The sequence below is a fragment of the Hymenobacter sp. GOD-10R genome (genome assembly GCF_035609205.1).
In the GTDB taxonomy this organism is placed as follows: domain Bacteria; phylum Bacteroidota; class Bacteroidia; order Cytophagales; family Hymenobacteraceae; genus Hymenobacter.
In genome coordinates this window covers 3,478,519-3,503,183 of record NZ_CP141184.1, presented here as the reverse complement: position 1 = coordinate 3,503,183, position 24,665 = coordinate 3,478,519, and the positions used below count along the sequence as shown (strand labels likewise).

The following is a 24,665-nucleotide window of genomic DNA, read 5'->3' as shown; positions in this document are numbered from 1 at the left end:
TATAATCTAAATATTCATATTTACTTACTAATCAGCTAATTATTGCACCTAAATTTCACATTTCAAACATCTGTTGGATTAAAATTATGATATAACTTTTCTAATAAAATACATGAATTTTATAAATAATTTTAGGTGCCAATAACACATATTTTCATATTTCAAATTTAGTTACTAAAAAATTTCGGTTTGACATTCGGGTCAGAAAGTCCTACTGCGGAAAATTTCATCCGCATGCTCAATTTGTTTTGAAGCAACACTCATCTGTAACTCAAACTGCATGAAGAACCGCTTTACTGTCCTTGTTTCATGGCTGACACTGTTGTGCAGCTATGGCCTCTCACCAGGTGCGTGGGCCCAGACCGTAATTTTCAATGCGAGCCCTTCGGCTCAACCAGGCGAAGCCATTAGCCTACAAGGCAACTTTAGCGCTACCGCCAAAGTCTACCTCTCCGCTGGCTCAGCGTCACCGGTTGCTGTACCCATCCTAACTCAGATGGCAGGTCAGGCAACGGTACAAGTACCTAGCAACTTAGGGGTAAACGTTTACCAAGTATGGGTAGACGATAATGGGCAGGCCAGCCCGCGGGTTTATGTAAACCAAGCACAAGGCCATCATTTCGATTCGCCGGAAGTATCTCCGGGCGGTCGTATGCGGCTCTTCGGCCGTAACCTGCAACTCGGCGGGGGCGGTGCCCAAGTTCGCTTCGTCGGTTCGGGCGGTGGCGATGCCCAAGTAGATGCTAGCCAGAGCGATGCTTATACGCTGGTATTCAACGCACCCACTTCGCTGCAAGCTGGTGTCACGTACCAAGTAGTTGTGAGCAACGGCCGCGGCGCGGAAACCACCGTTGAGCAAACTGTTAAAGGAATCAACGGCGGCAGCGACTATTTCAACCTAGGAGTTGGCTGGGCACCGAAGATCAACTACTCCGGCAACGTATACAACGTAAAAACCGACGGCCGTCTGAGCAAGAAAGCTTCGGGCAATGGTTACGATAACGACTGGGATGCTGTTCAAGGCGCCATCGACAAGGCGTCCAACGACGGTGGGGGAGTAGTATACCTGCCAGCGGGTACTTACAAGCTGGCCCCTGGTGGTGGCGGTAGCCTGATCATGCGCAACCGCGTGGTTGTGCGGGGTGCGGGTAAAGACCAAACGACCATTAAATACGGTTACGGCTGGCCTAGCTCCGATAAGTGGGGCCTCATCTGGGGTGACACTCAGCAGTCAGGTCTTGCCGATTTGAGCCTCCAAAACGTAAATGAGTCGGGTTTCTGGATTCAGAACATGACGGGCCGGGGTACTGAAGTGTTCATGCAGCGCATTCGCTTCGACCTAGGTCAGGGCGACTGGCTCTGGTGGGCTAACTCCAACAAGCTCGTGATTGCCAACTCCGACTTCACGCAGGGCGTTGACGACAAAGCCGGTTACCACGGCCCAATCCAGTTGAATGGCTGCACCAACTTTATCGTAGCAAACAACAACTTCACCTACGCCGTTGACGGCTTGAACCTGAACGGTGCCCACGAAGGCGTATTTGAGAACAACAAAGTCTACCGCGACGGTAGCGCCCGCTATCCTAGCTACTTGGTCAACCACGTGTTGATCCTCAACTTCGCGCAGAACGTAGCTGTTACCAACAACCTGTTCAAAGTAATCAACGGCCCAGCGCAGAACTCCAACGACGGCGAAGCTATCATCGCAGAAGGTGGTGGCAGTGGTGGCGGTCGGGCCGACGAAGATGCTGGTACGGTGACTGCCGCCTGGGGCAACATGCTGCAGGACAACGGCAAATGGTGGGGCCAGCCGCAAAAAAATCCAGTAGTAGCTATCGTGAGTGGCAATGGCACTGGGCAAGTACGGAACATCGTAAGCCGCAATGGCAATGCCCTGACCCTCGACCGGGCTTGGGACGTAGTACCTAGCTCGGGCAGCCGCTACGCTATTTTCAACTGGGGCTCGCGCAACTGGTTGGTAGAAGGCAACACGTTCGAAGGCAACCGCCGGGGAATCACGCTGTACCAGAACGCTACATCGCAAGTTGCTATCGTGAACAACACGCTGACCAACAGCGGTTCAATTGACCTGACGCCTTTCCAAGGTACCGCCGGTTATCAGCAGTTTGTGCCCATGTTCAACAACCAGATTGTGGGTAACAATGTGGGTGGTACGGATGGCTCCAACGGTGTATTCATCGGTGTACACGCTGTGCAGCACTTGCAAGCCAATACCTTTGGTACGGCCGTGATCAACCTGGAAGTGCGGGGCAATACACTGACCGCGCATACACCCAACGTGCCTGCTATCGTTGACGATTCGTACCCAGAAGGATACCTGAACTTTCTTCAGTTCCAGCAGGGTGGCAGCCGCTACAACGATGAGAAGATACCCGCTGTCCTTGGCTCCATCTTCCAGAACAACACCGCTATCAACTGCGCTAACGCAGTTTACCTGAACTCGGGCTCGTATGGTACGCTGGTGTGCAACACCAACCTGATCAACACGCCCAACCTGATGCTCGACAACCGCATTACGGGTGTATCGCACACGTCGGTGGGCACGGCTTCTTGCCTAGGTTCGACGGTTTCATCGCTACGCACGCCAGAAAACCCCGACAACACCGAGGCGGGCCTGACTTACAACTACTACGAAGGTTTCTGGAACCGGATGCCGGACGTAAACTCGATCAGCCCGCTCAAATCTGGTACTGTCAATTCGTTTGACCTAGGTATGCGGCAGCGCGACTACAGCTACCTGATTCGCTACTCGGGCTACATCACGGTGCCAGCTGATGGTCAGTACACCTTCTTCTCTAGCTCCGACGATGGCTCGCGCCTCTACATTGGCTCGACCATGGTGCTCGACAACGATGGTCCGCACGAGGAAAAAGAAGCATCAGGCTCTATTGGCCTAAAGGCTGGTACGCACGCCTTCAGCGTGGAATATTGGCAGAGTGCTGGTAGCCAGGTGTTTGATGTAACGTATCTAGGACCAGGTGTACAAAAGCAACCCGTTACAAGCGCTGTATTGCGCCGTGGCACGGGAGGCCTACGCAACCCTGAAAACCCCACTGTTACTACGGCAGGTCTCGACTACAAGTACGTGGAAGGCTCTTGGAGCACTATTCCGGACTTTGGCGGCCTAGCAGCTACAAAGACGGGCACAACGACGGCATTCGAACTGACTCCGCGTCAGCGCAATACAAGCTACGCCATGCAGTACACGGGCTACATCACCGTGCCTACCGACGGCCAGTACACCTTCTTCACCGGCTCTGATGATGGCTCTAAGCTGTACATCGGCTCCACGCAGGTGGTTGATAACGACGGAATGCACGGCTACGTGGAAAAATCGGGCACCATTGGTCTGAAAGCTGGTACCCACGCCTTAACTGTATCGTATGTGCAAGGTACTGGCGGCCAGAGCCTAGACGTGAGCTACGTAGGTCCGAACATTTCGAAACAGGCTGTACCTGCTTCTGCCTTGCGCCGCTCAACCATGGTGGCTTCTTCCAGCGACTTGCGTGATCCGGAGAACCCAAACAACACCACCAACGGGCTCGACTACAAGTACTACGAAGGCTACTGGAGCAGCTTCCCAGATATGAACAGTGTTAACCCCGTGAAAACTGGTGTTACTACCTCCTTCGACCTAGGTCCACGTCAGCGCGATTATAGCTACGTGATGCAGTACACGGGTTACATCACCGTACCTACGGATGGTCGCTACACCTTCTTCACCGGTTCTGATGATGGCTCCGAGCTGTACATTGGCTCCACGCAGGTAGTCGACAACGATGGACTGCACGAGTACCGTGAGCAGTCGGGCACCATCGGCCTCAAAGCCGGTACCCACGCCTTCACAGTGCTGTACCTGCAAGGAGCGGGCAACCAGACGCTGAACGTAAGCTACCTAGGTCCGAACATCACGAAGCAAGCTATTCCGAGCTCGGCACTAGTACGGACGGCTTCCGGTACAAACCCAGGTCCAAGCACGTCACTGCGCGTACCCGAAAACCCCTCTAACACGGTGGCCGGAATGGACTTCAAATACTACGAAGGCTTCTGGAGCCAGGTGCCAAACTTCAACAACTTGACGCCTGTGAGCACCGGTACCGCTGCTATTCCGAACCTAGATGGTCGCCAGCGCGACTACAACTACGGCCTGATGTACACGGGCTACGTTACGGTGCCTACGGACGGATTGTACACCTTCACGACGGGTTCTGATGACGGCTCTGAGCTCTTTATTGGCTCCACGCAGGTTGTTGATAACGATGGCATCCATAGCTATATTGAGAAATCAGGTACCATTGGCTTACAAGCAGGTACGCACGCCATCACCATCGCTTACGCACAAGGTATAGGTGGACAAAACCTGACTGTGAGCTACGCCGGGCCAAACTTCGCTAAGCAAGTAATCCCAGCCTCTGCTCTGAAGCGTAGTACTACTGGTACGATATATCCAACGCTTACTTCGTCTAACTTGCGCGTGCCGGAAAACCCAGCAAACACCGTATCGGGTATTGATTACAAATACTACGAAGGCTTCTGGAATTCGCTGCCCAACTTCGACGGCCTGAACGTGGTGAAATCGGGTACCCTAGGAGCTCCTGGTTTGGATCCTCGCCAGCGCGACTACGGCTACGCCATCCGCTACACGGGTTACATCACCGTACCAACCGACGGGCAGTACACCTTCTACTCGAGCTCCGACGACGGTACGCAGCTGCTCATCGGCTCGACGCTGGTTGTAAACAACGATGGCTTGCATGATGCCGGTAAATGGCAGTCTGGCTCCATCGGTCTACAGGCTGGTACCCACGCCTTCACGGTTACTTACCTACAACAGGGTGGTGGCCAGGTGCTGAACCTAGCCTACGAAGGTCCTGGCCAGGGCCGGCAATCGGTAACAGGCAACATGATGCGCCGCGTCAACGGCAGCAGCCTGACGGAAACGACTGGCCGCAGCGTGCTCGGCAGCAGCTCGGCCAATGGTCTGAGCGTGTACCCCAACCCGAACGAAGGTGCCTTCACCGTGGAGTTCTCCTCAAAGGTAACGCAAGCGGCTACCCTCACGCTCACCGACAACCTAGGTCGGGTGGTGAAGGAGCAGAAGCTACAGGTGCAAGCTGGTTTCAACCAAGTGCCGGTTGATACGCAGAACGCCGCTGATGGCATGTATCAACTCTCGCTCTTAGGTGCTAACGGCGAGCGTCAGATCCAGAAAGTATCCATCAAGCACTAAGCTGTGGCCCGCGCGTAAAAGCGACGTCTACTCCTTATATATATAGCGCAAAAAGCCGCCGCTGATTTCAGCGGCGGCTTTTTTATGTTTTAGCCACCGCGTCAGAGGCTAGGACGCCAGTTGTCAAGGCAAAAAACGACTAGGTTGGAGGCGCTTGGTGGAGGTGCTACATAACGAGCCTGAACATACCAAAGCTGCTATTTACTGCGTTCTGCAGTGTAAAAAGCAGGTGCTGCCACAACAGCCACGGCTTTTTCGTTACTTTTGAGTTGATTCCGGGCTTCCGCCGCCCTTTTCTGTAACGCCCCGCAATGAAGTTATTTCCCCGGCTCGCCTTGGCCGCCACGCTTAGCACTGCAGCTCCCGCGGCCGCCCTCGCCCAGCAAACCCAGGTTTTCGCCAGCGATGAACGCCTGTTTCAGGAAGGTCTCGAATTGTTTGACCGCGGCAAGTACGGTGCCGCCCAGCAAGCCTTTCAGAACTACCGGGAAATAACCCAGCGCCGCAGCGGCGACGAGCGCGACCGGAACCCCGACGCCGAATACTACTACGCCGTGTCGGGCTTGTACCTGCTGCACCCGGCCGCCGAAGGCGAGGTGCTGGCGTTTGCCGCCAACAACCCAACGCACCCCAAAGCGGCGGCGGCTTTCTTCGAGCTAGGTAAGTTTTACTTCGACAAGAAAGACTACGCCAAAGCCACGGATTACCTACAGCGCGTGGAGGGTGATAACCTCTCCACCGAGCAGCGGGCCGAGTCGGAGTTTAAGTTGGCTTACAGCTACTTCGCTCAAAAGGAGTTTGACAAAGCCAAGCTGCTCTTTGACCGCAACAAGCAAGGCGAGCACCAGTACCGCTACGCCAGCAGCTACTACGCTGGCTACCTCGCTTACCGCGCTGGCAACTACGCCGGCGCCCGCCAAGACCTAGCTATTGCCGAGCAAAACGATGCCTACCGCCCCGTGGTGCCGGCCGTGATGAGCCAGATTTACTACAAGGAAGGCAACTTCGATGGGCTGATTGACTACGCAACCAAAGCCCTGGCCCAAACCCCGCCGCCCCAAAGCGCCGACGAAATTCAGCTGCTTGTTGGTGACGCGTACTACCAGAAGAACGACTACAAGTCGGCGGCGAAATACTTCGACCAGTACGCGGCCGGGCGCAAGAAAATGGAGCCCGAGGTGCAGTACAAGATCGGCTACGCCAACTACAAGATGGGCGACTACAAAGGTGCCATCGGCAGCCTGAAAACCGTAGCTGCTCGCCGCGACTCGCTAGGGCAGAATGCCGCCTACCACCTAGGCTTGAGCTACCTGCAAACCGGTCAAAAGCAACCTGCGCTGAATGCCTTCGATGCGGCTCGCAAGCAAACGTTTGACAAGAACATCAGCGAAAATGCGACCCTCAAGTATGCCCAGGTCAACGCCGAGCTAGGTAATACGCCCGAGGTAATTGCCACCCTGAAAGACTTCGGCAAGAAGTATCCGCGCTCCAAAAACCGCGCGGCTGCCGACGATCTGCTCAGCGAGAGTTTCCTGAACTCTTCTGACTACAGCCAGGCACTGACCTACCTCGATAACCTCGACGACCGCAGTACCAAGTTGAACGGGACCTACCAGCGCGTGGCTTATTTGCAGGCGGCTACTTTCTACAACAACAGCCAGTTTACGCAGGCGCTGCCCCTGCTCGACAAGAGCCTGAAGTACCCGCAAGACGATGCCTTGCGCGCCGCCGCGCAGGTGTTGAAAGGAGAGATTTATAGCGTTGGGCAGAAATACCCCGAGGCTATTCAGAGCTACACCGCTGCCGCACGCACGGCCCGTAGCGGCTCCGCGGCTGAAACGGATTTCGACCAAAAAGCCCGCTATGGCCTAGGATACGCGTATTACAACACCAAGCAGTACGACCGCGCCCGCACCCAGTTCCAGGCTTGGCTGAAAGACCCCGTAGCCAAACCCGCCGACCCGAACTACTACGACGTGACGCTGCGCTTGGCCGACACCTACTACATAGGTAAGAACTACCCGCAGGCCTTAGACCTCTACGACAAAGTCATTCAAGCCAATGCATCCGATAAGGATTATGCCTATTATCAAAAGAGCGTAACGCTCGGGCTGATGGGGCGCCGCGACGAGGCTGCTAGTGCGCTGAATACTCTGCTAAAAACGGCTCCGCAGTCGCGCTACGCCGACGATGCCGTGTACCAGCAGGCCCAGTTTGAGTTCGAAGCAGGTAATTTTCAACCTGCCGTGGCTGGCTTCACGAAGCTGATCGACAACCGCCCGAACAGCGCGCTGATTCCGCAGGCGTTGCAGAAGCGGGGCGTGGCGTACGCCAACCTCGATCAGCACGATAAAGCCGTGGTCGATTTCAAGCAGGTGCTCACGCAGTATCCGCGTACCAAGTCGGCCAGCAGCGCCATCTACAGCTTGCAGCAGAGCCTAGCCGCACTAGGTCGCCCGGAGGAGTTCGACCAATACCTAGCCCAGTACAAGCAGCAGAACCCCGACAGCAAAGCCACCGAAACCGTGGAATTTGAGTCGGCGAAGTCGCTGTATTTGGCGGAGAAGTACCAGCAGGCCATCCCACGCTTGGATGCCTACATCAAGCAGCACCCCGACAACGCACTGGCTACGGATGGGCGCTACTACCTGGCCGATTCGTACTTGAAGCTAGGCAACAAGGCCGAAGCCCTGCCGCGCATGCGCGCCGTGGTGGAAGAAGGCAAGAGCGAGTTTGTGAACCGTGCTGTGGGCCGTGTGGCCGACCTCGAGTTTGAAAATAAGAACTATCCGGAGGCCATCAAGTACTACACTCGCTTGCGTGAAGTGTCGCAGAACAAGCGCGAAGTAGCCAATGCCGGTATCGGCTTGATGAAGAGCTATTACGAAAGCGGCGACTACGCTGGTACCCGCCGTGTGGCCGAAGAACTGCGCGCTTTAGGCGGGGCTTCGCTCAACGCCACCAACGCTGCGTTGCTGTACCTAGGCAAGGCGAGCTACAAAGCGGCCAACCTCGACCAGGCCATTACGGAGCTCACCACCGCAGCGAGCGCCACCGACGAGAATGGGGCAGAAGCCCAGTACCTGTTGGCGCAGGTGTTGTTCGAGCAGAAGAAGTATCCGGAAGCCTTGGATGCGGCCTTCAAGAACAACGCCTCCAACTACGACCTATGGCAGGGTCGCTCATTCCTGCTGATTGCCGACATCTACACGGCGCAGGGCGAGACGTTCCAGGCGCGGGCGACGCTGAACTCTATTATCGACAACAAGTTTCCGGTGGCGGAGATAATAGATGGGGCGAAGCAACGCCTGACTGCATTACCCGCAGACGCGCCGGCGACGCCAACTGCCGCGCCGAAAGCAACGCCTGCGCAGCCCAAAGCGTCGACTGCGAAGCCAGCTACTACGCCGAAAACTCCGGCTGGTAGCAAGACGGCGCCGCGCAACTCACTGCAATCCACACCAGCGGATGTGGCCCCCACAGCCCCCGCCGACTCAACGGCAACACCCGTAGCGCCGCCGCCCACATCGGAAGGTGCGGAAAAGTAAGCCGGGCGTCAGCCTTAGCGAGAAGTAAAACAGACAATAAACAGTTGGCGCCCAGAACTAAGCTAGGCCCCAAGCACTAAGCACTACATGATACCATTTCGCTCGCCTCACTTCCTGGCCTTCGCCGCGCTGCTGCTGGCTGCTGCACCTCATCGGGGGTGGGCGCAACGCACCGGCGGCAAGATTGAAGATGCCGAAATCGAAATCGTGAAAGAGCGGGTGAACGAGCTGCCGGAAGCCACGCGCAACTTCGATAAAATCAGGATTGAGGCGCCCGCCAAGCAGACCCAAAAACCGGCGTATACCTACCCTGATTACCGCTTACCCGCCGATCTGCTCAACCCCTCCGTGCGCGTTCTGACCATTCGGCAGGAGGAGCTAGCCCCGCAAACGGGCAACTACGTGAAGGGCGCCATTGGCAACTACGGCACACTCTACGGCAAAGCGTACCTGCACAACACGCGCAGCACCGCCGGATCTTACGGTCTGGATTTCAGCCATATTTCCTCCGCCAACGGCCCAGTTGACAAACGCAACTCTGGCTCCAGTCAGACCAGCCTAGGCCTGAATGGCGAGACGTACAATGGCCCTGTAACCATCGGCGGCAAGCTAGCTTTTGGGCGGGATAGGTACAATTTCTACGGCTACAACCAAGAAACCTCGCGCCTGCCGCCCGATGCCGATAGCATTAAGCAGACGTTCACGCGGGTTGCGGCAAAGGTGTACGTACGTAACCGCGCCGCCGACGCACCGTTCCAGTTCGACCTAGGTATCGGTTATAATTTCTGGAAGGATAGGTTTGCCGCGCGCGAAAATAATATCTACGCCACGCTGCGTTCCGGTTACGCACTCGGCGAGAAAGGTCGCGTCGCTATTAATGGTGACGTTTCCTTTATTTCCCAAAAAGACTCGTTTGGCACCGTGAGCCGGCCGTTTGTGCAGTTCACGCCCGCCTACGAAGTAACCCTCAACCGCTTGGCGGTTTCGATTGGGGCCACCATTGGCTATACCGGCGACACCGTGGGCACAGCGAGCCAGTTTAACGTTTATCCAGCGGTGCGTCTGGGCTACACCGTCGCGGAAGACAAGTTTGTGGTCTTTGGCGGCTTGGGTGGCGGCTTGCAGCGGGTTACCCTCTACGACCTAACAACGGAAAACCCCTGGCTAGGCTCCAACCAGCGCGTAGCCGATACGCACCGTGGCCCGACGCTCTACTTTGGCTTCAACTCCACGCCGGTGCGCTCCCTGGAGCTGAACGCCAAAGTGACCCTAAGCAACGACCGGAATCTGTATTTCTACAACAACGCCGGCTACCTATCGCCGGGCTCCCTAAACAACCCGTTGTACCGCGGCGACTCGACGCGCTTCAACTTAGTATACGACAAGAAAGCCACCCAATTGCTGAACATTCATGGCGAGGCGATTTACGACGCTACCGAGCAGTTTCGCATCGGCTTCAAAGCTGACTATAACGGCTACAAAGTCCATAGCCTAGCCAAAGCTTTTCACCGGCCCGCCTTCCAAAGCACGCTATTTGCTAGCTACAATATGTACAGCAAACTGCTGCTTGGCGCCGAGCTGTACACCTACAGCTCTAGCTATGGCACGGGCTTCCAGTACCAGCCGCAGACGGTGACTTTCCGCGAAGTAATCCGTCCTACCGACTCGGTTATTGACCTGAACCTGCGCGCTGATTACCGTATTTTAGAAAAACTATCCATCTTTGCCTTAGGCAATAACCTACTCGGCCGTAAGTACGAGCGATTCTTGAACTACCCAGTGAAAGGATTTAACGTATTAGCGGGCGTAACCTACGATTTTTGATGCGGTAAATTCGTTCATGCGCACGCATGCTAATGTGATAAAAGCTACGGCTCGCTGGCCTGACTACTAAGCCAGCGAGCCGTAGCTTTTGATCATCCAAGCCGCTGCTCATCGTCGGACTACCTTTTCGCTCCACCTGCAACTCAACTGAATGAATCTTTCTGAACCAATCCGCACCTTACTTCGGGACCATGACTGCGTCATAATCCCGGATTTTGGCGGGCTCATTGCCGAATACGCCCCGGCGCAGATTCATCCCGTGCGGCATACCCTCGCGCCGCCTACCAAGCGTGTGGCCTTCAACCAGGCCCTAACCCGCAACGATGGCTTGCTGGTGGACGCTATTAGCCGCGCTACTAGCCTCACCACAGCTCAGGCCCGCGAGCAAGTGCACGCCGCCGTGCAGCGCATGGAAGAAGAGCTAGCTAGCAACCGCCGCGTGGAACTGGTGGGTATTGGCTATTTGCGCCGCGCTGTGGGGCGGGGTATCGAGTTCGAGTACACGGGCAACCAAAATTTGCTGCCCGCTAGCTATGGCCTGCCCGAGCTAGTGTCGCGCCCCGTCCGCGCTACCGACGCCCTGCTAGCCCGCGAGCGGCAAGCCGCTGCACCGCTGCTCGCCGCTGGTCGCTCGCGCCGCCAAACGAAGCTGCTCAAGGCAGCGGCAGCCGTGATAGTTGTTGCGCTGGCAGTAGGCGCAAACTACCTGTTTGCGTTGCGCCAAGGCTACCTGCCCGAAAACTTTACGTCAGGAGCGGGGCAGGAGCAAGCGGCACCGGCGCGCCTGGCACCCATGGCCACTAAGAAGATCATCGCACGGCAGCAGGCGGCACTTGCCAACGATGACTGGAACAACGCTGCCCCAGCCGCCAGCGTGACGGCTGAGCCGGTTGTAGAAACGCCAGCACCAGCCGAAGTCGAAAAAGCACCAGCTGTTGTGGCACTTGCTGCCAAAGTAGAAAAGCCAGTTGCGGTGGTTCCACCGAAGCAATCGGTGCCGAAGGCGGCTGCCAAAGCCAAGAAGCCTGCACCGGGCTGGGAGAAGGCGGAAGTCTCCACCGTGAAGGAAGATGCTAGCTCGACAATTAAAGCAGCAACGGGCCGTTATTACATTATTGCGGGCAGCTACCGGAGCCTAGCTGGAGCCGAGAAAGGCCGCCAGGCACTGGTGCGCCTAGGCAAGCCCGCCCGCGTAATTCTGCCGAAGCCCGGCGGCCGCCAATACAAGCTGTCTGTAGCAGACTTTGCCGACCGTACTTCCGCGGATCGGCAGGCTGAAATTCTGCGCAAGCGCCTAGGTTCTATTTGGATTCTCAAATATTAGCATGACCTCTCTCTTATTGCAGATTACCACCGCTGCTACTACTGCTCCCGCCGATACGGCCGCCGTGGCGGCTAACGCCCAAGCAGCTGCTACGCCCGGACTGTCGCTTATCGATTTGATTTTGCAAGGGGGCTGGATTATGGTGCCCATCTTCCTGCTCTCGTTCATTTCCATTTACGTCATCATTGAGCGCTACATCACCATTCGGCGCGCCGCGGTAAACCCCGATTCCTTCATGGCGGGCATCCGCGGACTGATGGTGAAAGGGGATCTGCAAGGCGCCAAGCTACTCTGCGCACAGAACCCTTCGCCGCTAGCCCGCATGATCGAGAAAGGCATTCGCCGCATTGGTCTGCCGCTCAAGGATATTGAAGCTAGCGTGGAAAACGTGGGCAAGGTAGAAGTAGCGAGGCTGGAAAAGAACATCAGCATCCTCGGTATCATCGCCGGTATTGCGCCTATGCTTGGCTTCGTGGGTACCATCATTGGGGTTATCAAGATTTTCTACGCCATCAGCACTACTGGTGACTTCGGTATCGCCCAAATTTCGGGTGGTTTGTACACCAAGATGGTAACTTCGGCGGCTGGCCTCATCGTCGGTATTATCGCCCACGTGGGTTATCACTGGCTCAGCATCATGGTCGAGCGCCTCGTATTCCGGATGGAAAACTCGGCTATCGAGTTCATGGATATTCTTCAGGACAATTAAAACTGGGTGACTGAGTAGCGGAGTGACTAAGTGAATCGTTAAAGAACCTCACTCAGTCACTCCGCTACTCAGTCACTCATCATTTAGCCATGAATCTTTCCCGGCGTCGTAAGCTTTCCTCGCACGTAGAGACCAGCTCGATGAATGACATCATGTTCTTCCTGATGTTATTCTTCCTAATCGTTTCGACGATGGTCAACCCCAACATTATCAAGCTCATGCTGCCCAATGCCCGCTCGGGCAAGCAGGCCATGAAGCAGCCCATTACCATCTCGGTGAATGCCGCGGGGCAGTATTTCTTGGACAAAGTGCCCGTAACCCCAGAAACGCTAGAGCCCGCTTTAGCGCAGAAAGTACAGGGGCTGGAAAGCCCAACTGCTGTACTGCGCGTCGATGCCTCGTTGAACGTGCAGAAGCTGGTAGATATTCTGGAAATAGGCAACCGGCTCAAGATTAAAATGGTAATGGCTACGCAGGCCCAGCAGAAGGCATAAGTAGTTGCTGGCTGTTTGCCTGACCTAGGTTTTTAGCGCTTGCTAACTTCCACAGGCAAGTCAAGCGAAAGCCAACAACCAAAACAAACAAATCAAAACCAATGGAATACCGCGAAGAGCACCGCCGCGAGGCCATGATCGGCACGGTGATTATTCACCTGGCGCTGGCGGCGGTATTCATTTTTACTGTGTTCAAAGGCCCCGATCCGCCCCTCGATACTCTAGGTGGCGACGGCGTGGAGCTCAACTACGGCGTAGACGAAGCCGGCTCCGGCGACATTCAGAGCCTAGCTCCCGCCAACGACTCCAAAAACCTGGAGGATAGCCGCCCGCCGGCTGCCAACCCTAATCCGCAGCCAAAGGCCGTAGCGGCGGCCACGCCGCAACCAGCGGTGCGTACGCCCCCAGCCGATGAAAAGGTAATCACCAGCGAGGCGGAAGACGCCCCGGTGAAAGTGCCGCCCGTGGAGAAGTCGTCGCCGCCGAAAGAGGTGGTGCGCGAAACCCGGCCTGTGGTAGCCGAAACACCTGCGCCGCCGAAACCCGTGGAGAAGGCCCGCACGCTCTACACGCCCCGCGGGACTGCCAGTGGTGGCGGCAACGGCGTGAATGGCACTAGCAACATGCCTACCGGCAACAACAACGGCGACCGACCCGGCGCAGTGGGTGACCAGGGTGACCCAAACGGTTCGCTCGACGCCAAGGCCCTGTACGGCAAACCTGGCAGCGGCGGCAGTGGTAGTAGCCCCGGTTCGGGAAATGGAGCGTTGAACATGCCTGGTTGGGCCTTCGAAAACCGCCCCCGCGACCAGGACCCATCCAGTGAAAGCGGCCGCGTGGTGCTCCGCATCAAGATTGACGAGGACGGCAACGTCGACAACGTAACGGTGGTATCGACTACGGTGTCGCCCCAGGTTGCCAACTTCTACCGCGACATGGTGCAGCGTAAAGCCACCTTCAAGCGGGTAGCCTCGGGCTCCGGTGGCGCGACGGGCACCATTGTTTACGTAATCGGTTCCCATTAACGTCGACTACTTACTTTTGCAACGCCGCCGACTGGACTTCCGGTCGGCGGCGTTGTTATAATACTTCAACCGCGGCTTGCCCGCAGCTTGTTGATTCAGACTTTTGTGCCTCTACTCGTATGAACTACGCCGAAACCCTCGCTTACCTCTACCAACAGCTGCCGATGTTTCAGCGCGTGGGCGCGGCCGGGTTTAAGCCAGGGCTCGCGAATACCGAAGCCTTGGCCGAAGCCATGGGGCACCCGGAGCGGAAGTTTCGGGCAGTGCACGTGGCGGGCACGAACGGCAAGGGCAGCAGCTCCAACCTGCTAGCGGCCGTGTTGCAGGCGGCCGGCTACCGGGTGGGCTTGTATACCTCGCCCCACCTGCGCGAGTTCACTGAGCGCATCAAAATCGACGGCCAGGACCTAGCCCCAGATTACTTGGTGCAATGGGTGGAAAAGTGGCGTCCGTTGTTTGAGCAGGTGCAGCCCTCCTTTTTTGAAATGTGCGTGGCACTGGCGTACTCGTACTTTGCCGAGCAGCAAGTGGATGTGGCCATTGTGGAGGTTGGGCTAGGAGGTAGGCTGGATTCTACCAACATCATCACGCCGCTGGTGTCGCTCATCACCAACATCAGCTTTGACCACCAAGCCATTCTGGGCAACACATTGCCAGAAATTGCGGCGGAAAAAGCTGGTATCATCAAGCCTGGCGTGCCCGTGATAGTAAGTCAGCGGCAGGAAGAAGTAGTGGCGGTGTTTGAGCAAAAAGCGCGGGAAGAGAAAGCGCCGTTGGTGTTTGCCGACGTGCTTTATCACGCCGAGGAGGCTATGCCGACCCGGCCCGATGTGGCCATGCAGCGGCTGCGTATCGCGCGACTGGGGGTGCCGTATTTGGAGGATGTGGACCTAGGTTTGGTGGGCGACTACCAGCGCTTGAACTTGCCGGGTGTGTTGGCCGTTGTTGACGAGCTGCGGCGGCAAGGCTTCCAACTGCCGGAGGCGGCTGTGCGTGTGGGCTTGCGCGACGTGCGCCGCCTCACCGGCTTCCGCGGCCGCTGGACCATCCTAGGTCGGCGACCCTTGGTCGTCTGCGATACGGGGCACAATGAAGCGGGACTGCGATTCGTGACGGCGCAGCTGGCTCGGATTCCGCGCCAGCGCTTGCACTTTGTGTTGGGCGTGGTGAATGACAAAGACGTGAGCAAGATGCTCACGCTGCTGCCCACCGATGCCATTTATTATTTCTGCCAAGCCGATATTCCCCGCGCTTTGCCTGCCCTGGAGCTGGCGAAGCAGGCGGGCGCCGTGGGGCTGCACGGCGACGTGTATGGTCCGGTGCCAGCGGCGGTGCAAGCGGCCCGGGAAGCGGCTGGACCAGATGATGTGGTATTTATCGGCGGTAGTACCTTTGTGGTGGCCGAGGTAGAGGAGTTGTACACGTGAGAGCGACCTAGCCCGCAGAAGGCTGTGGCCCAACAGCAAGCAACAATTAACCATTTAACCAGTCAATACCCTTGAGTCGAGTGAAATTGCAGCGCTTCGCCCATAACGCAGAGCGCGCCGATATTGTAGAACCCGGCAAGCCCACCTACGAGCAGCTAGGTGGCCGCTGGCAACAGGAGTTCTTTCATAACGAAAACCCGATTACTCTGGAAATGGGCTGCGGCAAAGGCGACTACACCGTGGGCCTGGCCGCGCGCTATCCGGAGCGCAACTTTCTCGGGCTTGATATCAAGGGCGACCGGATCTGGATTGGTAGCACCCGCGCCGAGGAGCTAAAACTGACGAACGTAGGCTTCGTGCGCACACGCGCTGAAACGCTACTCCACCATTTCGCCCCCGGCGAGCTGAGCGAAATCTGGGTGACGTTCCCCGACCCGCGCCCCCGCGACCGGGACATCAAGCGCCGCCTGACTTCGCCACGCTTCCTCAACCTGTATCAGCAGGTGCTACGCCCCGGCGGCCTGGTGCACCTCAAAACCGACAACGAGCCGCTGTTCGATTTTACCCTCGAAACCGTGCAGCAGCGCCCCGGTGCCACGGTGCTGGCTCATACGAAAGACCTCTACGCCACGCCCGAGCTGCTGCCCCACGCCGAAGACATCCAGACGCACTACGAGCGCCGCTTCCGCGCCGAGGGTATTCCCATTAAATACGTGCAGTTTACCTTGACCTAGGTCGCATTCAGAAAACATAGAAATGCACAAAGCCTGCGGCGCCAAGCTATAGTAGTTGGCGCCCGCAGGCTTTTTTGTACAAACAACTTGCGCGGTTATTCTTCCTCTAGCGCTTCAAACACAGCTTCCAGCTCCGTGAAGTCGCGCAGGCCGGGTTTGATTTCGTCACCGCCTTCCAGCACGAGTCCCGCGGGGCGAACTTGCGTTAGCAAAGTAGGTAAACTAGCAGGGGTGATGGCGTCACGCAACCACAGAGGCGTGTGCTTAGCGATGCTAGCCAAAGTCGCTGCTTGCTCGTCAGAGAGGGTGGAGTCGAGCGTGGACGTTAGAGCAAAGCCAGCTGGGAACAAGGCTGTATACTGAGCGCGCGTTTCCTCTGTGAAGCGCTTATCGAACAGAAGATACAGTGGTACGTGCAACAGAACGGGTACACTCAACGGACTGGTAGGTGGCTGCCGCAAAGCCACCCGCTGCAAGCCGCATTCTTCCACAAGTCGGTTGATTTCTGACACCGGCAGCGTGGCACTAAACTCCCCAATCAGCTCCACGCCGGCGACCCAGCCGGCTAGCTCTTTCACGGTAGCCACGTCGACGGCGCCCGGCAAGCTAGGGTCGAGGGTGAAGATAAGACCATCGGCGCCCATGCCGGCGCAGTAGCGGGCGTCTGAAAGGTTGTTGATGCCGCGCACGAGCACGGGAATAATAAGAGCCATGAGAAAAGAAAACGGAGGAACGTAGAGCCTGCGCAAACTAGGTTGTGACAGACCTCGAAGTAGTGCGAGTACAAATATTGAAGAAAAGTACGGCTGTCATTCTATTCGCGTGAGGAATCTACGTTCGCGCCCTAACCAGGCACAGCCCCGCGCCCTGCATGGCAGTACAACTACCTAGCCTCGGCACGCTCCGCCAGTCTCTGCCGCGGCGGCTACTAACGGTTACTTCTAAGTTGGTAAAAGGGTAACTAATTTGCCAGCGGCTGCAAGCGACCTAGGCCGAGCTGGGCTACGTTGTGTTGGGCAAAACCGCAGGCCGTAGTCATTCCTTTGCCGCCGATGCCGGTGATGATGTGAATGCGCGGATCGGGGGAATGCTGGAAGATTTCCTGCGACTTACTCTGGGTGTAATAGCCATTCCAGGCGCGCTGCATGCGCCAATCGGGGAGGTCGAGGATGCGGCGGGCTTCCGTGAGCATCAGCTGGTTGAGCTGGTCGGAGTTGTTGAAGTCCAGGGTGTCAGAAGCCGCGAGGTCGGCGTATTCGTGGGTGTCGCCGATGATAATGGAGCCATCTACGGCTTGTTTGAACAGCAGGTGAATACCCCACTGGCGCAGTGCTGGCTCAACTTCTTCCGGGCGCAGCAGCGGAAAGGAGGGACAGCTTTTAAAGGCGTAGTAGCGTCGGATGGATAAGCCTGTCAGAATAGAGCCGGGCAGGTGTATTTGGGGCAGAGGATAGGTCGCCAGCATCTGCAGCTTGCACAATTGTAAGTCGCTCGCCGCAAACACTTCCGGAAACAGAAACTTAGAGTCGCGGCCGCTGCACACTAGCACCTGCGCCGCCGCGTAGCGACCACCTAGGGTGTCGAATACTTCGCAACTGCCTGAGCCCGCCTTTACCTCCCGCACCGGCGTCGCGGGCCGATAAACTAGGTTCCAACGTTCTACCAAATACGCCAGCAGCCGGTGAATCATCTGGTCGGGCTCGGCCGTGACTTCCTGCTCGAACAAGAGGCCGCCGGCGCAGTAATCGGTGCGGACGGCGGGTAGCCGCTGCCGGCACTGCGCAGCCGTGAGTACCTGCGAGGCGTAGCCAAGGGCTTTGTATCGGTCGTGCTTTTCTTCCAATACCTGCATTTCCATCGGTGAGGAAGCTAGGTACAGGGAGCCGTTGGGTCGAATGGAAATATCGTGTTCCGCCTGAATGGCCTTGTACGTAGCGAGGCTCACGCGGGCGTAGTCGAACCACTCATCCTCCGACATGCCCGACGGAATGATCTGGCCAAAGTTGCGTACTGTGGCTTCCATCGGTTGTGCGTCTTTCTCCAATAGTAGGACTCGCAGCCCGCGTTGCAAGGCGAAGTACGCGTGAAAAGTACCCAAGGCACCCGCCCCCACAATAATCAGATCGTATGTGTTGTTCATGGCTTCCCAGCTAGCTATATCAGTCGCTAAACCTACAGAATGTTAACTGGTATGAAACATAGCTGCTGGTTACGAATACGTTATTTTTAAGGGTTAGCCGGGCTGATAGGAAAGCGGGGGCTAACAAGTAGCCCGAAGAGCATAGCCTAGCTAGGTGGTCATTTCGACCAACGGGAGAAATCTCGCGTGCCAAGGTAGTCCACTCATCAGGTTTACTAAGCCAGCATCAGCACGCAAGATTTCTCCCGTTGGTCGAAAGGACGTGCTCTTTGTCAATGGGGCTCTCAGGATAAGGGCTTACTCATTATGGCGCAGTAAGTAAACTTTAAACAGGCGGGCGGTCTGCTCAGTATCGTTGCGAACTGAGTGCGCTTGGATGCCATCGAAGTAGAGCGTATCGCCAGGAGCTAGGTGCACTTCGCCTTCCTTGAAGCCATATTGCACGGCGCCTTCCAGCACGTGAATGAGTTCCAAGGCATTCGTTGAGAGCGGCTTGCGGTACGTGTGGGGGCTAATCAGCACTTCATTGACGCGCAAGCTGTAGCTGGCTAGGTCCTGCGACAACAGGTATTTGTAAAGCAGCCCTTTAGAATCGTCGCGCTTTTCTAGTTCTCCTTCTTCTGCGCGCACCAGCAAGTAAGACGCCGCCGTTTCGCCGTTGATGTTCTTTACCAACACCGATACGTCGACTTCCAGGGCGTTGGCAATGGCTACGAGCACCGAAAGCGAGGGTACAGTGCGGAAGTTTTCAATCTTGGAGAGCAGCCCCACCGACAGGTCGCTGCGCTTGGCTAGCTCGCGCAAACTCATCTTTTTCGCTTTGCGCAACTCCTGGATGCGCTGACCAATTAAACTTAGCTTATCGTGCTTCATGCGAGAAAGGAACAGGCGGAAAAGGTAACACAAACATGATAGCCGAAATGCCCACGCGCAAGATAGGAGCTTATCTTTGTTTCATATATGTTAACGCTCTTTTAACGTGTTATGGCTCCTTTACAACTCATCGTGCTGGATATGGCCGGCACCACCGTCCGCGACCTGCACGAGGTAGAAGCTTGCTTCGCACAGGCGGCTGCCGCCACCGGTTTGCACGCGTCGCCCGAACGTATTTTGGCCGTGCAGGGGCAAGCCAAACGGGCTGTGTTTGAGCTATTATGGCAGGAGCAGCTAGGTGCTGCCGGCGCGAACCTGCTGCCGGTGCAGGTGGAGTACAGCTACCGGGAGTTTCGCGACGTTTTGGAGGCGCACTACCGCACCCAGGAAGTAGTACCCACGGAGGGATGCCTGGAACTGTTTGCCTTTCTGAAAAGCCAGGGCATCCGAATTGCCCTCACCACGGGCTTCTACCGCGAGGTCACTGATATTATCCTAGGTCGCCTGGGTTGGGATGCGGGACTAGATGCGCAGCACAAAGGCAATGCTCAATCCATCATTGACTTATCCATTGCCAGCGACGAAGTAGCTGAGGGCCGTCCTGCGCCCTTAATGATTCAGAAAGCCATGCAGGTGTTCGGCGTCACCGATCTGCAGCACGTCTGGAATGTGGGTGATACGCCTTCGGATTTGGAATCGGGCCGGCGAGCGGGCTGCGCCCGCAGCCTAGGTCTCACCAATGGCACGCACACGCGGGAGCAACTGGCACCATATCCGAATGAAGGTTTGTTCGCCTCGTTGATGGAGCTGACTCGTCATTTGCAGGCGCAGTTGGCCTTGGTGTAAAATAGCTGTTTTATCGTTCCTGCTTCATCTGGCTTCATCTGGCGTCCGCTTGTCGAAGCATCTCTACCGCCAAAGTAACTCTGGTAGGAGAACAAAGCAGTAGAGATGCTTGACAAGCGGACGCCAGATGAAGCAGGACGTTCGAGTAAATCAAAGAAGGAAGCGTTCGGACTACCAACGCGTTACGCCTACCGTGGTTTACTTCGGCATAAGCCAGCGGTTCACGGTGTTATGTTCACCTTCCAGCAAGACTTTGTAGAAAGTAGCAGGCTTGTCGCTGCGGTTGATACTCAGCGACTGTTGAGCTGCGGGCACGGTACCTACCAGCGTGTACGTATCGGTGCCGCCTTGCTTGAAGTTGTTAGTCGTGGCGAGCCATACGTTGACCTTTTCCGACTTGCCCGTAGCTAGGTTCTTCCAACTAACGCGCAGGTTGCTGCCATCAAGTTGCACCTGCGGAGCGGCTATGGATACCGGCCCAGTGAGTGGCACCCCATCTAGCTCCCGGCTGATGGTAGCCGGTATGGGCAACTGCATGAAGCGGGTAATGGTAGGCAGAATATCCACGATGCTAGGTTGCATAGTCCGTGCGTAAGCATTCGTGTTTTTGTCGCTGAGTACCATCCAGGTGGTGCGTTCCCGCTCCGATTGGCGGCCGTGGTTTTTACCAGTTTGGGCGTCGCGTCCGTGGTCGGTGGTGAGGACCAGCAGCCAATCTTCTTTGTAGGTTTTCTTACGGTAGTCGAGCGCCTCCTGAATGCGCCCCACTTGCTCGTCGAGGTAGCCGACGGCCCGTTGCAGCTGCTCACTGTCGCCGTGGCGGTGGCCCATGTCGTCGGTGTGCTCCAGGTATACCCACGATAGATCCGGACCGTTCGCTTTCAGGCACTTGGCTGCCTCACTGACCACTTTATCATCGATGGCGTGGGTGTAGAGGCTTTGCTTGTCGTGGGGGAAGGCGATGGTGTCGAGCTCGTAGCCGTCGAATTTGTAGTCTACTACCAGCTTGTCGGTGGCGGGCAGGCCTTCACCTAAGAGCCTAGTGCGGTTGTCGAGCCAAGTCGAGAAGATGGCCGTTTTCTTCTGGGGCTGCTGGTCTTTTAGCAGGCGGAAAATGGTCTTGTAGTGGTAGTTCGGGTCTTTAATGGCATTGTCCCACACGTTGTGCTTGTAGCCCCAGGTACCGGTGAGCAGGTCGTTGTAGCCGGGCGCCGAGATGGTGGGTGTTTCGGTATAGGTGCCTAGGTCGCCGCCCACATGAGCCCGCAGGTAGGTGCCGGCTGTAGCTATTTTCTTGATGTTGGGCGTAGCGGCTTTTTCAATGACGTCGGCCGGAATGCCGTCGGCGATGATAAACACCACCTTGCGGCTAGGTTGCTGCGCGCTCAGCAGGTGTGCACCTAGGGTGCTGAGCAGAAGCAGAAAATACTTTTTCATCTGTTGTCACTAACTGCGCTGTTCTAAAAGCTAGGAGCTAGTTCCCCTCCTTTTTTAAGGAGGGGCTAGGGGTGGTTCCTTGTCGTTGAACGATAAGCTAACTCTAGACTTATAGCTCTAGTCTGACCACCCCTAACCCCTCCTTAAAAAAGGAGGGGAACTAGCTCCTAGCCTTTAGCTATAAGCGTGGATTTACTAGTTCTTACCTACCGCGTTGTTCTTTCCTACAATCGGGCTGATGCTCGCGCCGCCTGCGGAGGGAGGCGTGAAGGGGGCGCCGAGCAACTGGGCCAGCGTGGCCGCTACTTGGTTCTGGTAGAGTTGGCCGGTGTTGGCCTCGCCGGTGGGTGCGGTGTCGGGGCCTAGGGCGGCTAGCCAGATCTGGTCGGCGCCGGGGATCTTGGCGCCGTGGTCGCGCCACTTGCCTTCGGCGGCGGCTCCGCGGCCGTGGTCGGTGGTGATGAGCAGGGTCGTTTTGCCCTTGTACTGCGGGTCGCTTTGCAAGTACTCCCACAGCTGGCGAATAAGCATATCCGTGTAGTGGGCCGAATGCAGGTAGGCGCCGTACTCGCCCTCATGCGCAAACTCGTCGGTGTCGCCAAAGCTCACGAATAGTACCCTCGGTTTCTTGCGCTTCACGTACTCTAGGGCGTACTGACCGGTGAACGAGTCCAGTCGCTCGTCGCCGAAAGGGCTGGGCGTAGCCGCCATCATGTGGTCCAGCAGTTGCTCTTGCGCGCTCAGGCCGGGTCCGTCGGCGCCATCCGTGCCGGCATTGACGGGCAGGCCGCTGCGCTGTTCGTTGATGATGGCGGGAAACACCTGCCACGAGCCGAACGCGGCCACTTTGCCCTTGAAGGCGGGCTGTTGGTTTAGCTTTTCCAGCACCGTCACGTTGGGGTTGGGGAGCGGGTCGTTGCTGTGAATGCGGGCGTTATCGGCGGCCCCGGTCAGAATTTCGTTGTAGCCGGGGTAAGAAAACCACTGGTTGTTCGTCACGTTCACCAAGCTGCCTAGGTTCCGGTTGCCGTACACTTGGCCTTGCTTTACGACCGTGCTCCACAAGAACGGCATGAGAGCTTGGCGGCGCTGCTCAGTGGAAGATTGTCCAAAGAGCGTTTGCAGCGACTTGCGGTCGGAGTAGTAATGCTTGCTTTGCTTGAACAGCGTGGTATCGGCGCCGCCAAATACTTCCTGCCAGCGCATGCCGTCCAGGGTAATGAGCACGACGTTCTCCGTGCGCGGCTTGGGGGCTTGTGCTGCTGCTTGTTGCAGGCACGCCGCGCCCAGCACTGGCAGGAGAAAGGATTTTAGTAGACGCATACATTCGCTCGATCAGGTTGAAAGGTAGGAGAGCATCGAACCGTCAGCCGCTATTTCAGCTGATACATCACCCCGTTAATATCGTCATTCCCGCCAAACTGCCGCTGCAAAGCATCTTGGTAGTTAGCGGTATTCGCCGTGCGCTCCGATGTCGGATACTGGAAGCGCAACGCTATCCGGCCGCTGTTGCCGGTGCCTGGGCCAGTCGTAAAGTTGGGCACGCCGGTGCGGCGGTAGTTGTAGTAGGCTTCTAGGCCCGAGTGCCGGAACAAGGCTAGGTATTTCTGCTGCACAATCTGCGTCAGACCGGTGGTGCCGCCCGCGTATTTCACGGTGGGCTGGGCGTAGTAGTCGCTGAAGCTGAAGGGCACAGTGTAGGTGTCGTAGTTCGCGGCGCTGGTCACGTCCGTGGAGCCGGGGCGGTAGAAGGAGGCCGTCAGGTTGCCGTTGGTCGGGATGCCGTAGTACAGCATCGACGCCTGAATGCCGGCCGTGTAGTAGGTTTCAGCGTTGCCGATCACCCAGCCGCGGTTGATGGCCTCGGCAATGTTAAAGCACAGCTCGGGGTAGCCAATCTGAATGCTCGGCTCACCGGTGAGGGTAGAGAAATAGCGCTTGCGGTTCAGGAAGGAGTACTTCTGCTGGCCGGCATTGTTGTACATCTCACCTAGGTCGAGCCCGGCGTCAGCGCCCACGAAGGAGGCGAAATCAGTAGCACTTTGCTTCAGATTATCAACGGAGTAGCGGGCGGGTTCGCAGGTCATGTACACCCGTGGGTCCTTGAGGCGCGTGAGCAGGCTCACATAAGTGGCCGACATGTTTTTGCGTGATCCGTCCTGCCCAAAGTTGCGGTTGTTATTGGGATAGAAGTTGTTCGTCGCCGCGATGTACACGTACTGCATGTTGTCGGCATTGGCCTGCATGAGCGGGTACTTCGTGGGGTTGTTCACGATGGCCGCAAACTGCGAGGCTAGAGCTAGGTCCTGTTCCGCGGTTTTCTTGCTCAGTGAAAGCAGCAGACGCAGACGCAAGGTGTTCACTACTTTTTGCCACTGCTTCAGGTCGCCGTTAAAGTAAATGTCGCCCGTCACGGTCGTGGTGCCGCCGGCAATGAGGCTAGCTAGGTCCGTGTTGGCGCTTTCCAGCCAGGTAAACGCCTGGGTGAAAACGTCCTTCTGGGCGTCGTAAGCAGGAGTGAGTGCCGCTAGACCCTGCAACGCCTGCGACTGCGGGATGTCACCCATTTCCAGGCTCATGCGGGTGAAAAGGTAGGCCCGGAAGAAATTGCCGAGCGCCTCATACGGGTTCACGGCATCGAGGCCTGCGGTACGCGCCTGGCTTTCCATCAGGCCCACGTTCTTGAGCGTGGTGTAGTAGATTGTGCCGCTGCCGAAGTCGTAGCGGTTGTTGCCGTAGTAGTCGTAGTTGTTGAGGTAGTATTGGTCCCAGGCTTCGTACTGGCCATTGGGCGCTTCAAAAGCATCGTTGAGAATGCCATTGAGCAGCAGCGAAGCGGGCACGCTGTTGGGCTTGTTCTCGTTGATAGTCAGCTCCTCAAAATCCTTGTTGCAGCCGGTGGTGGCCAAGGCAAGCAGAACCGGCAGGAAGCATGTTTTGACGATATTTTTCATCCGAATGACGATTTTCAAGTAAATGATGGATTGTCATTCCGAGCAAGGCGAGGAATCTGGATGTACCGTTCCAATGTCC

16 protein-coding genes are annotated in these 24,665 nt (G+C 56.8%); 10 read left to right on the top strand and 6 right to left on the bottom strand.

The features are described from left to right. The first annotated feature begins 280 nt into the window (after positions 1–280). From SD425_RS14010 to trmB, 9 genes are all read left to right on the top strand, one after another. Positions 281–5,251 (top strand): PA14 domain-containing protein, encoded by a 4,971-nt coding sequence (locus SD425_RS14010; RefSeq protein WP_324670561.1) that lies wholly within the window; start codon positions 281–283, stop codon positions 5,249–5,251. Between the two features lie 311 nt (positions 5,252–5,562). Then, positions 5,563–8,799 (top strand): tetratricopeptide repeat protein, encoded by a 3,237-nt coding sequence (locus SD425_RS14005; RefSeq protein ID WP_324670560.1) that lies wholly within the window; start codon positions 5,563–5,565, stop codon positions 8,797–8,799. A gap of 87 nt (positions 8,800–8,886) precedes the next feature. Further along, positions 8,887–10,623, top strand: a complete 1,737-nt coding sequence (locus SD425_RS14000; RefSeq protein WP_324670559.1) for a hypothetical protein — start codon at positions 8,887–8,889, stop codon at positions 10,621–10,623. Between the two features lie 151 nt (positions 10,624–10,774). Beyond that, on the top strand, positions 10,775–11,947 hold the full coding sequence (locus SD425_RS13995) for an SPOR domain-containing protein (protein WP_324670558.1): 1,173 nt from the start codon (positions 10,775–10,777) through the stop codon (positions 11,945–11,947). A gap of 1 nt (position 11,948) precedes the next feature. Further along, on the top strand, positions 11,949–12,656 hold the full coding sequence (locus SD425_RS13990; protein WP_324670557.1) for a MotA/TolQ/ExbB proton channel family protein: 708 nt from the start codon (positions 11,949–11,951) through the stop codon (positions 12,654–12,656). A gap of 89 nt (positions 12,657–12,745) precedes the next feature. Beyond that, positions 12,746–13,150 (top strand): biopolymer transporter ExbD, encoded by a 405-nt coding sequence (locus tag SD425_RS13985; RefSeq protein WP_324670556.1) that lies wholly within the window; start codon positions 12,746–12,748, stop codon positions 13,148–13,150. A gap of 101 nt (positions 13,151–13,251) precedes the next feature. After that, positions 13,252–14,175: a hypothetical protein gene (locus SD425_RS13980; RefSeq protein ID WP_324670555.1), complete on the top strand. Its 924-nt coding sequence runs from the start codon at positions 13,252–13,254 to the stop codon at positions 14,173–14,175. A gap of 119 nt (positions 14,176–14,294) precedes the next feature. Beyond that, positions 14,295–15,602: a folylpolyglutamate synthase/dihydrofolate synthase family protein gene (locus SD425_RS13975; protein WP_324670554.1), complete on the top strand. Its 1,308-nt coding sequence runs from the start codon at positions 14,295–14,297 to the stop codon at positions 15,600–15,602. Positions 15,603–15,682: 80 nt separating this feature from the next. Next, a complete protein-coding gene (trmB, locus tag SD425_RS13970; RefSeq protein ID WP_324679543.1) occupies positions 15,683–16,336 on the top strand; it encodes a tRNA (guanosine(46)-N7)-methyltransferase TrmB in 654 nt (217 codons plus the stop codon). Positions 16,337–16,431: 95 nt separating this feature from the next. Here trmB and SD425_RS13965 read toward each other — a convergent pair whose 3' ends face one another. The 3 genes from SD425_RS13965 to SD425_RS13955 form a co-directional block, all read right to left on the bottom strand. Beyond that, positions 16,432–17,049 carry a hypothetical protein gene (locus SD425_RS13965; protein WP_324670553.1) on the bottom strand — a complete coding sequence of 206 codons (618 nt, stop codon included), beginning with the start codon at positions 17,047–17,049 and terminating at the stop codon, positions 16,432–16,434. Positions 17,050–17,297: 248 nt separating this feature from the next. After that, complete coding sequence (locus SD425_RS13960; RefSeq protein ID WP_324670552.1) at positions 17,298–18,476, bottom strand: TIGR03364 family FAD-dependent oxidoreductase; 1,179 nt, start codon at positions 18,474–18,476, stop codon at positions 17,298–17,300. 297 nt (positions 18,477–18,773) lie between these two features. Then, complete coding sequence (locus tag SD425_RS13955; RefSeq protein WP_324670551.1) at positions 18,774–19,349, bottom strand: XRE family transcriptional regulator; 576 nt, start codon at positions 19,347–19,349, stop codon at positions 18,774–18,776. A gap of 111 nt (positions 19,350–19,460) precedes the next feature. On the opposite strand from SD425_RS13955, the gene SD425_RS13950 reads away from it, so the two are divergent. After that, a complete protein-coding gene (locus SD425_RS13950) occupies positions 19,461–20,195 on the top strand; it encodes an HAD family hydrolase (protein ID WP_324670550.1) in 735 nt (244 codons plus the stop codon). A gap of 198 nt (positions 20,196–20,393) precedes the next feature. Here SD425_RS13950 and SD425_RS13945 read toward each other — a convergent pair whose 3' ends face one another. The 3 genes from SD425_RS13945 to SD425_RS13935 form a co-directional block, all read right to left on the bottom strand. Continuing rightward, positions 20,394–21,632, bottom strand: a complete 1,239-nt coding sequence (locus SD425_RS13945) for an alkaline phosphatase family protein (protein WP_324670549.1) — start codon at positions 21,630–21,632, stop codon at positions 20,394–20,396. Positions 21,633–21,827: 195 nt separating this feature from the next. Next, on the bottom strand, positions 21,828–22,955 hold the full coding sequence (locus SD425_RS13940; RefSeq protein ID WP_324670548.1) for a sulfatase-like hydrolase/transferase: 1,128 nt from the start codon (positions 22,953–22,955) through the stop codon (positions 21,828–21,830). Positions 22,956–23,005: 50 nt separating this feature from the next. Continuing rightward, positions 23,006–24,586 carry a SusD/RagB family nutrient-binding outer membrane lipoprotein gene (locus SD425_RS13935; protein WP_324670547.1) on the bottom strand — a complete coding sequence of 527 codons (1,581 nt, stop codon included), beginning with the start codon at positions 24,584–24,586 and terminating at the stop codon, positions 23,006–23,008. Positions 24,587–24,665 lie beyond the last annotated feature (79 nt).